This is a genomic window from Rhizobium leguminosarum bv. viciae USDA 2370 (assembly GCF_002008365.1).
Taxonomy (GTDB): domain Bacteria; phylum Pseudomonadota; class Alphaproteobacteria; order Rhizobiales; family Rhizobiaceae; genus Rhizobium; species Rhizobium leguminosarum.
Genome location: NZ_MRDL01000015.1, coordinates 350,719 through 360,879, shown reverse-complemented (window position 1 = coordinate 360,879; position 10,161 = coordinate 350,719). Strand labels below are relative to the sequence as shown.

The following is a 10,161-nucleotide window of genomic DNA, read 5'->3' as shown; positions in this document are numbered from 1 at the left end:
AAAAAGACGGCGATTCGCGACGGCCAAAAGGGAACCCTTTTGGCCGTCGTCGCGTTTGCAAATCGGATAATAAGGAGAGACCAATGGCAAGCACGCCGACCCAAGCCATCGTCACGGGGCGCAGTTCCCTATCCGCAGCTGCGTCAGTGCGTGACACGAGGCTCGACGTCTTGCGTGGCGTGGCCCTGATCATGATCTTCATCAATCATGTTCCCGGACAGATTTTCGAATATGTGACGACGAAGAATTTCGGTTTCTCCGATGCCGCCGAGGCCTTCGTGCTGATCTCCGGCATTGCCGTCGGCCTTGCCTATGGGGGCCGCTTCCAGCCGGGCAACCGGCTCACGGTGGCGATCAAGTCGGCAAAGCGCGCCTTCACGCTCTATCTCGCCCATATGATCACCACCTTCATGACGCTGGCGCTCTTTCTCTGCGGTGCGTGGCTGTTTCATAGGCCGGGGTTGCTGGTCGAGATCAATATCCTGGCGGTTTTGATGAACCTGAAGGAAGGCATTCCAGCGCTGCTGCTGCTCGGCCACCAGATCGGCTACAACAATATCCTGCCGATGTACGGGGCGCTGATGCTGATGGTGCCGGTCATCCTGCTCTTGAATGCGCGAAGCCCTTGGCTGGCGCTCGGTGTCTCGGGCACGGTCTGGCTGCTTGCGGGCATCTACGAAGTGGCGCCGCACAACATGCTGATCGAGGGCTATTGGTTCCTCAATCCGCTCTCCTGGCAGTTCCTGTTTACGATCGGCATCGTCTCGATGCTGCATATCAAGCGCGGCGGCACGATCCCGCAGCATCCGCTGCTGCTGACGGTTGCTGCCGGTTACGTCATGCTGTCCTTCATCTGGGTGACCGGCCATCTCTGGATTTTCGGCAACTCGCTGGCAGCACTTGGCCTGCCGCCTGTCATCACCGGTTTCGACAAGACCTTCCTGTCGCTGCCGCGGCTGCTGCATGTGCTGGCGCTGACCTATCTCGTTATCAGCATCCCGGCACTGTCGCGTATCCTGCGCCGTCCTGCGGACCATCCGCTGACGATCCTCGGCCGCCACTCGCTGAACATCTTCGTCGCCGGCACGATCCTCGCCATGATCGGTCAGGTGGTGCTCTACATCACCAACAAGGACCAACTGATCGGTCCGCTCTTCGTGATCGCTGGGGTCGCGACACAATTCGCCTATGCCTATTATCTCGAACGCAAGCGCCAGCAGGGCAGGCTCAAGGGGAAACTTGTCGCCGATACCGCCACCATCCCTGTTCCTGTCCGCATTGGCAGAACGGCAAATGTCTATCGCCAGAACGATCGGAAATAGAGCTCGGATTTGCCCGACATGAAGGAGGATATTCACCAGCTTGCCGAAGGGATCGCGCACATAGAAGCGCCTGACGCCCCAAGGCTCGTCGGCCGGGCCGTACTCGATCGGGAAGCCTGAGGCCGACATTGCCGCGAAAGCAGCATCGAGGTCGTCGACCTCGATCGAGAGGGCGGGCACCTCCGTTCCGGAACCGCCTTCGCTGGCGATGCTGAGCTGAACGTTCATCGAGCGCGGGGTGCCGAACGTCGTGATCCATGATGACGTCGAGACCGAGGATATCCTGATGGAAGCGCCGGGCCAGAGTGATATCCGGTGCCTGAATATTGGCGACGATGCGCAGGACCTTCATGGCTTCGCTCCCCGTTGCTCTTCGACTGGCGGAGGTTAGAGCCTTTCCGGGTTAGATTGAAGCATTCCGACTCCGTTTGAGCCAACCCGAAGGGCCGGGCATCTTTCCGTCAGGATCAGAGGCGATCGGCTCGGACGTACCAAGGGGTATGCCCATCGCCAATCGCCTTTGCCCTGACGAAAACCTGCTCCGGCAGAATGCTTCAATCCAACCCGGAAAGGCTCTAGGAAAGATCGGCGAGGGGATCAATCGTCCAAGTCCCGCGGAGACGTTGCGGCGTCGGATACCCCTCGGCCATGCCGGGCATCTCCCCCACGGCCTTGATGCAATACTGACAGATGTTCGGAGACATGCCTGACACTTCCGTGATGATTTCTCGGGAGGTCGGCATGGTTTCGAGCCTCGTCAGATTGAAGCATTCCGCCCGAGCCGATCGCCTCTGCCCTGGTGGAAAGATGCTCGCCCACCGGCCGCACTGCTTCGCCATACGAAGCAATGGGGTACCTCCGGCGATTCTAGGTCTTGCAGTTTGCCTCAACCGGCCGGCTTGGCCGTAGAGCCAGGCTACGATGCGCGCCGGCCGGTCGAGCATCCGACTCCGTTTGAGCCAACAGAATGCTTCAATCTGACCAGGAAAGGCTCTAGCGGCCGAGGTCGATTGCGGACGAATATTTGGAATTCTGCCGGCTGGCAGAGCTTGAGGGGGAGAACGTATCTGAGCTTTGCCAGCGCCACTGCATCAGCCGACAGACCGGCTACGTCTGGCTGCGGCGCTTGCGGGCGGGCGAGCCGGTGGAGGACTGCTCCCGCCGGCCGCATGCCAGCCCATGGCGCACGGGAGCCGATCTCGAACATGCGGTTGCTTGATATCCGGGACGAGCATCCGGCCTGGGGGCTCGCAAGATCGCCCGCCGGCCGCAGGATCTCTGGACCTTTGCCGCCGTCGGCGACGACGGGCGTCGGCCGCTCGATCATTGAACTCCTTTGGGCCAACAGAATGCTTCAATCTGACCAGGAAAGCCTGCCAGGTCTCAGAGCAAACAAAAAGGCCGGAAGGAGCTACCCTTCCGGCCTTTATCTTGAAACCCGAACCGATCAGGCGGCTTCGGTGGCATGGGCCTTGCGGACTTCTTCGTCCGTCAGGATGCCGCTGGCGCGCAGCAGGGCGGCGAAGCGGCCGTTGCTGTGGCTGAGTTCGTCGAAGCTGCCCTGTTCGACGACACGGCCGTCATCCAGGAAGAGCACCATATCGGCTTCGCGGACCGTCGACAGGCGGTGGGCGATGATGAAGGTGGTGCGGTTCTGGCGCAGGTTGTCGATTGCGGCCTTGACGCGGGCTTCGGTTTCGACGTCGAGCGCCGAGGTCGCCTCGTCGAGCACCAGGATTGGCGCGTCCTTCAGAATGGCGCGAGCAATCGCGATACGCTGGCGCTCGCCGCCGGAGAGCTTGTTGCCGCGTTCACCGACATGCGTATCGTAGCGCTCCTCACGGGTCTCGATGAAGTCGGCGGCGGCGGCGGCTTCGGCCGCACGGCGCATTTCCTCTTCGCTGGCGCCTTCGCGACCAAGGCGGATATTGTCGCTGATCGAACGGTTCAGCAGGCCCGCATCCTGGAAGACGGTGGCGATGTGGCGACGCAGCGACTTACGGGTCACCTTGGTGATATCGGTGCCGTCGACGAGGATCTTGCCGCCCTGGGCATCATAGACACGCTGCAGCAGGTTGACGAGCGTCGTCTTGCCGGCGCCGGTCGGGCCGACGATCGCGACCGTCTGGCCTGCCTTCACCGAGAAGGAGACGTTATGCAGGCCCTGCGAGCTGTTGCCGAAGCCGAAGGAGACGTCGCGGAATTCGATCGCACCCCTGACGTCCTTGATTTCGCCGTTGCCGGCCGGCTCTTCACGTTCACGCACCGAGTCTTCCAGCGCATAGAATTCCTCGAGCTTGGAACGGGCCTCGAAAATCTGCGTAGCGAACTGGCGCATCAGGTCGAGGCGGCCGATCAACAGGTTGGCGAAGCCGATAAAGGCGATGACGTCGCCGACGCGCAGCTGGCCGGCCTGGACGAGCATGGTGCCGATGATCAGGACCACCATCATCGCGATGGTCGACGCCATGCGGTTCAGTGCGCTGGCGATCGCCCACCAGTCGAGCACCGGATACTGCGCTTCGAGCAGACGGTCGGCGAAGGATTTCAGCGCCCTGGTTTCGGCCTCGATGCGGTTGTAGCTGTGCAGGACAGAAACGTTGCTGATCGAGTCGCTGACATGCGAGAAGACGGTGTGATAATGGTTCTCGACCGAAGCCTGGCCGTCCTTGGTGCGGCTCATGACGACGCGGCCGATCAGCCAGTAGGCGATGGCGAGCACCATGAGTACGGCGGAAAGGCGCAGGTCCATCGACATTGCGGTCGGTATCAGAAGGGCAAGCGCGATGACCGTCGACAGATGGTTGCGCATGAATTCCAGCCAGAGGCCGAACAGCGTCTCGCAGGCGCGCAGCAATGTATGCAGCGCGTTGGAGGTGCCGCGCTGATGGTGCCAGCCGAGCGGCATGGAAATGATGCGGCCGAAGGCTTCCGTCAACAGCGTCGCTCGCCGGCCATGGGCCAGTCTGTCGGCCTCGCGGGCCACCAGGACGAAGGCAATGGTGTTGAAGACGGCGAAAGTCGCCCACATGAAGAGGATGGGCTTGACCTCACCCTTGCCCGAAATCGCATCGATAATGCGACCGAACAGGATCGGCTCCGCGATGGTGATCGTCGCAAGAACAATGTTTGCGACAACGACCAGGGATACGCGCAGCTTGTAGGCGCCAAGATAGCGCAGAGCTCTTGCATAGACCTTGAATAGCGTCACGTCGAACCTCTTGTGCATCTGCGAAAACGGGATGATGCGATGCTACAAAAGCCTACCTGAACGGGCGATTAACGGAGTAGTCAGGGTTCGATCGATGTGATGATTGCCGCGATCGTATTATCGCAGGAGCGACGAGTGGCCATGACGCCGAAATTGCCGCCTGGCCATATCTCGCAACAATTTGCGCTTGCATTTTATTAAATGTTTAGCACAGCATTAAATTACAGACTGCATTTATTAAAGAAGACCGTTTCGCGACCAGTTTGACCAGCCGCCGACGGCCTCATGCGGGCAACAGGTCCGGGCAAGGGGCATTTTTGTGAATATTAATTCGTTAATTCAATTGCTTGTAATTCTGGAAGAATGCTCAAATCCTGAAGCTGTCGTCACCGAGCTGGAGCAGATCCTCCACGGTTGCGGTTTCGAATATTACGGCCTGCTGCGTCATTTGCCGCAGAACCCGGTGCAGCAGAATCCAGAGTCCTGGGCTGCGGCGCTGGCCGGCCGCTGGCCGGAGCATTGGCCGCGGATATATGCCGCGAAAAAATATGCTCTGATCGATCCGATGGTGCGCTATCTCGGCCACGCGCAGCGGCCTTTCCGCTGGCGGGAGGCGATGGCGGCCTTCCACAAGGATGCGCATCAGCGCCGCATGGAGCAGATGATGGTCGATGCCTTCGGCCACGGACTGGAGGACGGCTACATCTTTCCGATCCACGGACGCAACGGTACTCTCGCCAGCCTCAGTCTCGCCGGCAAGCCGATCGAGTTGTCGCCGGTGGAGATCGCATTGTTGGAGGCGGTGGCGCGCAAGGCCTTCTGGCGGTTGCTCGATCTGAAAGGCGAGGCGCCGGCGCTGGAAACCGTTTGCCGGCCGACACGCCGCTGACGCGGCGCGAGATGGAAATCCTGCATTATCTCGCCGAAGGCATGACTTCGATGGAGATCAGCAAGATGCTGAAGATCTCAAACCACACGGTCGATTGGTATATGAACGGTCTGCAGGATAAACTGAAGGCGAAAAACAGGCAGCAGGCGGTGGCGCTTGCCTTCCGCCACGGCCTGATAAGTTAGAGCAATTCCGCTTCTCATCGAAGCGGAATTGCTCTGATTTTTATTTTTACGCAACTCCAGACGGAAAACCGCTTCGCACTTTTCCTGGAGTTGCTCAGCATGGCGAGAAATTGCATTTCGCAGTCGCAAGAGAAATTGAACTTTCTGTAACAAGAAGTTAAGAATTTTCTTCGCGGGTGCAGCATTGCCCGCGCCTGAACGTCTGAGGAGACCGTTTTGCCCATTTCCAAGATTCTCGTTGCCAATCGCTCCGAAATTGCCATTCGCGTGTTCCGCGCGGCCAACGAGCTTGGAATAAAAACCGTGGCGATCTGGGCGGAAGAGGACAAGCTGGCGCTGCACCGGTTCAAGGCGGACGAGAGCTACCAGGTCGGTCGCGGCCCGCATCTTTCCAAGGACATGGGTCCGATCGAGAGTTATCTGTCGATCGAGGAGGTGATCCGCGTCGCGAAACTCTCCGGCGCCGATGCCATCCATCCCGGCTACGGCCTGCTGTCGGAAAGCCCCGAATTTGTCGATGCCTGCAACAAGGCCGGCATCATCTTCATTGGCCCGAAGGCCGATACGATGCGCCAGCTCGGCAACAAGGTCGCGGCGCGCAACCTGGCGATTTCGGTCGGCGTCCCTGTAGTCCCGGCCACCGGGCCCCTGCCGGAGGACATGGCCGAAGTGGCGAAGATGGCGGAAGAAATCGGCTACCCCGTCATGCTGAAGGCTTCCTGGGGTGGCGGCGGGCGCGGCATGCGCGCGATCCGCGATCCAAAGGATCTTGCCCGCGAGGTCACGGAAGCCAAACGCGAGGCGATGGCCGCCTTCGGCAAGGACGAGGTCTATCTGGAAAAGCTCGTCGAGCGCGCCCGCCATGTCGAAAGCCAGGTTCTCGGCGATACGCACGGCAATGTCGTGCATCTCTTCGAGCGTGACTGCTCGATCCAGCGCCGCAACCAGAAAGTCGTCGAGCGCGCGCCGGCACCCTATCTCTCGGAGGCGCAGCGCCAGGAACTCGCCGCCTATTCGTTGAAGATCGCCGCCGCGACCAATTATATCGGCGCCGGTACCGTCGAGTATCTGATGGATGCCGATACCGGGAAATTCTATTTCATCGAAGTTAATCCGCGCATCCAGGTCGAGCATACCGTGACCGAAGTCGTCACCGGCATCGACATCGTCAAGGCGCAGATCCACATCCTCGACGGCTTTGCGATCGGCACGGCGGAATCCGGCGTGCCGCGCCAGGAGGATATCCGCCTCAACGGCCATGCGCTGCAGTGCCGCATCACGACGGAGGATCCGGAGCATAATTTCATTCCGGATTACGGCCGCATCACCGCCTATCGCTCAGCATCCGGTTTCGGCATCCGCCTCGATGGCGGCACCTCCTATTCGGGCGCCATCATCACCCGTTTTTATGATCCCCTTCTCGTCAAGGTCACGGCATGGGCGCCCAATCCGTCCGAAGCGATCGCCCGCATGGATCGTGCGTTGCGCGAATTCCGTATTCGCGGCGTGGCCACCAACCTGACCTTCCTCGAAGCGATCATCGGCCATCCGAAATTCCGGGATAACAGCTACACGACACGCTTCATCGACACGACGCCGGAGCTCTTCCAGCAGGTGAAGCGCCAGGATCGCGCCACGAAGCTCCTGACCTATCTCGCCGACGTCACCGTCAATGGCCATCCCGAGGCCAAGGACAGGCCGAAGCCGTTGGAAAATGCTGCCGAGCCGGTGGTTCCCTACGCCAACGGCAATACGGTCAAGGATGGCACGAAGCAGCTCCTCGACACGCTCGGCCCGAAGAAATTCGGCGAATGGATGCGCAACGAGAAGCGCGTGCTTTTGACCGACACGACGATGCGCGACGGCCACCAGTCGCTGCTCGCCACCCGCATGCGCACCTATGACATCGCCCGCATCGCCGGCACCTATGCACATGCGCTGCCAGGGCTTTTGTCGCTCGAATGCTGGGGCGGAGCGACCTTCGACGTCTCGATGCGCTTTCTGACCGAGGACCCGTGGGAGCGCCTGGCGCTGATCCGCGAGGGCGCGCCGAACCTTCTGCTGCAGATGCTGTTGCGCGGCGCCAACGGCGTCGGCTACACCAATTATCCCGACAATGTCGTCAAATATTTCGTCCGCCAGGCGGCCAGGGGCGGTATCGATCTCTTCCGCGTGTTCGATTGTCTGAATTGGGTCGAGAACATGCGCGTCTCGATGGATGCCATTGCCGAGGAGAACAAGCTCTGCGAGGCGGCGATCTGCTATACCGGCGATATCCTGAACTCGGCCCGTCCGAAATACGATCTGAAATACTATACCGATCTTGCGGTCGAGCTCGAGAAGGCGGGCGCACATATCATTGCGCTCAAGGATATGGCAGGTCTCCTCAAGCCTGCGGCTGCGAAGGTTCTGTTCAAGGCACTGCGCGAGGCGACCAGCCTGCCGATCCATTTCCACACGCATGATACATCGGGTATTGCAGCCGCAACCGTTCTTGCCGCTGTCGATGCCGGCGTCGATGCCGTCGATGCAGCCATGGATGCGCTTTCCGGCAATACCTCGCAGCCCTGTCTCGGTTCGATCGTCGAGGCGTTGCGCGGTACGGAGCGTGATCCGGGCCTCGATCCGGAATGGATCCGCCGTATCTCCTTCTATTGGGAAGCGGCGCGTAACCAATACGCCGCCTTCGAAAGCGATCTGAAGGGACCAGCATCCGAAGTCTATCTGCACGAAATGCCGGGTGGCCAGTTCACCAACCTCAAGGAACAGGCCCGCTCGCTCGGCCTCGAAACCCGCTGGCATCAGGTGGCGCAGGCCTATGCCGACGCCAACCAGATGTTCGGCGATATCGTCAAGGTGACGCCGTCTTCCAAGGTCGTCGGCGACATGGCGCTGATGATGGTGTCCCAGGACCTGACGGTTGCAGACGTCGTCAGCCCCGAGAAGGAAGTCTCCTTCCCGGAATCGGTGGTCTCGATGCTGAAGGGCGATCTCGGTCAGCCGCCTTCAGGATGGCCCGAGGCGCTGCAGAAGAAGGCGCTGAAGGGCGACAAGCCCTATACCGTGCGTCCCGGTTCGCTGCTCAAGGAGGCCGATCTCGATGCGGAGCGTAAAGTCATCGAGACGAAGCTGGAGCGCGAGATCAGCGACTTCGAATTCGCTTCCTACCTGATGTATCCGAAGGTCTTCACCGACTTCGCGCTCGCCTCCGATACCTACGGCCCAGTCTCGGTGCTGCCGACACCCGCCTATTTCTACGGTCTCAAGGACGGCGAGGAACTGTTTGCCGATATCGAGCGCGGCAAAACGCTCGTCATCGTCAATCAGGCGATGAGCGCCACCGACAGCCAGGGCATGGTGACCATCTTCTTCGAGCTCAACGGCCAGCCGCGCCGTATCAAGGTGCCGGACCGGGCGCATGGGGCGACGGGTGCGGCCGTCCGCCGCAAGGCCGAGCCGGGCAATGCCGTTCATGTCGGCGCGCCGATGCCGGGTGTCATCAGTCGTGTCTTCGTCTCACCCGGCCAGGCCGTCAATGCCGGCGACGTGCTCGTCTCGATCGAGGCGATGAAGATGGAAACGGCGCTGCATGCGGAAAAGGACGGCACCATTTCCGAGGTGCTGGTGCGGGCCGGCGACCAGATCGACGCCAAGGACCTGCTCGTCGTTTACGCAGGTTGAATGGCTGCCATCCTCGCAAAGACGCCCATCAGCCGACTTTGCGAGCCGGCTCCATTCACTCGATTGTGTACGATCGGCCTGTCAAAAAGCTGATTTTTCGAATGTCCGCAGCCTTCGCGCCTTGCCCGGCGCGGAGGCTTTCTCATAGACTTGCACTCTTACCACCTGCCCCCAAGACCCATCAGGACATCATCTCCATGAGCAAATTGAAGATTGCCGTCATCGTCGGCAGCACGCGTATCGGCCGTTTTGCCGAGCATCCGGCCAAGTGGATTGCCGCTATCGCCGCCGAGCGCCAGGACATCGAGGTCGAGGTTCTCGACCTGCTCGACTACCCCATGCATTTTTTCGGTGAGCAGCGTGCGACGACCGCTGAAAGCGAAACGGCAGAGCGCTGGAAAAAGAAGCTGCGTGAATTCGACGGCTTCATTTTCACCGCTGCCGAGTACAATCACGCTCCGACGGCGGTTCTGAAGAACGCCATCGACCTCGGCGAGTTCATCCACAAACCGGTCGGTTTCGTCGGTTACGGCGGCGTCGGCGGCGCACGTGCGGTCGAGCATCTTCGCCTGATCTTCGTGGAAATGGGTGCGGCGTCGGTGAAAACGGGCGTGCATATCGCGCTCGGCGAATATCTCGGCGTCCTCAAGGAAGGCAAGAGCCTCAGCGACTACGCGCATCTCAACGAAGCGGCGAAGAACCAGCTCGACCAGCTCACCTGGTGGGGCAATGCGCTGAAGGCGGCGCGCTCGGTCGTCACGGCCTCCTGATTGGAGTTCCAGCAATGCCGGGATGTTCGCATCCCGGCATTAGATCCGGATGATTTTAGGCCAGGTTGGCCTAAAATCTGAATCCGGATCTAAATCAAAGAAA

5 protein-coding genes and 2 pseudogenes are annotated in these 10,161 nt (G+C 60.4%); 5 read left to right on the top strand and 2 right to left on the bottom strand.

What is annotated here, in order from left to right; genetic code table 11:
• Positions 1-83 precede the first annotated feature (83 nt).
• Positions 84-1,322, top strand: coding sequence for an OpgC family protein (locus tag BS629_RS07870; RefSeq protein WP_018244081.1), 1,239 nt, complete (start codon positions 84-86; stop codon positions 1,320-1,322).
• A gap of 18 nt (positions 1,323-1,340) precedes the next feature.
• Here the strand turns inward: BS629_RS07870 and BS629_RS07865 are convergent.
• A pseudogene (locus tag BS629_RS07865) lies at positions 1,341-1,674 on the bottom strand (VOC family protein); the annotation flags it as partial.
• A 672-nt stretch (positions 1,675-2,346) separates the two neighbouring features.
• On the opposite strand from BS629_RS07865, the gene BS629_RS40475 reads away from it, so the two are divergent.
• Positions 2,347-2,541: a helix-turn-helix domain-containing protein gene (locus BS629_RS40475; RefSeq protein ID WP_157626506.1), complete on the top strand. Its 195-nt coding sequence runs from the start codon at positions 2,347-2,349 to the stop codon at positions 2,539-2,541.
• Positions 2,542-2,769: 228 nt separating this feature from the next.
• Here the strand turns inward: BS629_RS40475 and BS629_RS07840 are convergent, their stop codons facing one another.
• Positions 2,770-4,533 (bottom strand): glucan ABC transporter ATP-binding protein/ permease, encoded by a 1,764-nt coding sequence (locus tag BS629_RS07840; protein WP_026188556.1) that lies wholly within the window; start codon positions 4,531-4,533, stop codon positions 2,770-2,772.
• Between the two features lie 319 nt (positions 4,534-4,852).
• On the opposite strand from BS629_RS07840, the pseudogene BS629_RS07835 reads away from it, so the two are divergent.
• The 3 genes and pseudogenes from BS629_RS07835 (at position 4,853) to BS629_RS07825 (ending at position 10,058) form a co-directional block, all read left to right on the top strand.
• Positions 4,853-5,607: pseudogene (locus BS629_RS07835) on the top strand (helix-turn-helix transcriptional regulator).
• A 216-nt stretch (positions 5,608-5,823) separates the two neighbouring features.
• A complete protein-coding gene (pyc, locus tag BS629_RS07830; protein WP_018244076.1) occupies positions 5,824-9,288 on the top strand; it encodes a pyruvate carboxylase in 3,465 nt (1,154 codons plus the stop codon).
• Positions 9,289-9,485: 197 nt separating this feature from the next.
• Complete coding sequence (locus BS629_RS07825; RefSeq protein WP_018448336.1) at positions 9,486-10,058, top strand: NADPH-dependent FMN reductase; 573 nt, start codon at positions 9,486-9,488, stop codon at positions 10,056-10,058.
• Positions 10,059-10,161: the final 103 nt, after the last annotated feature.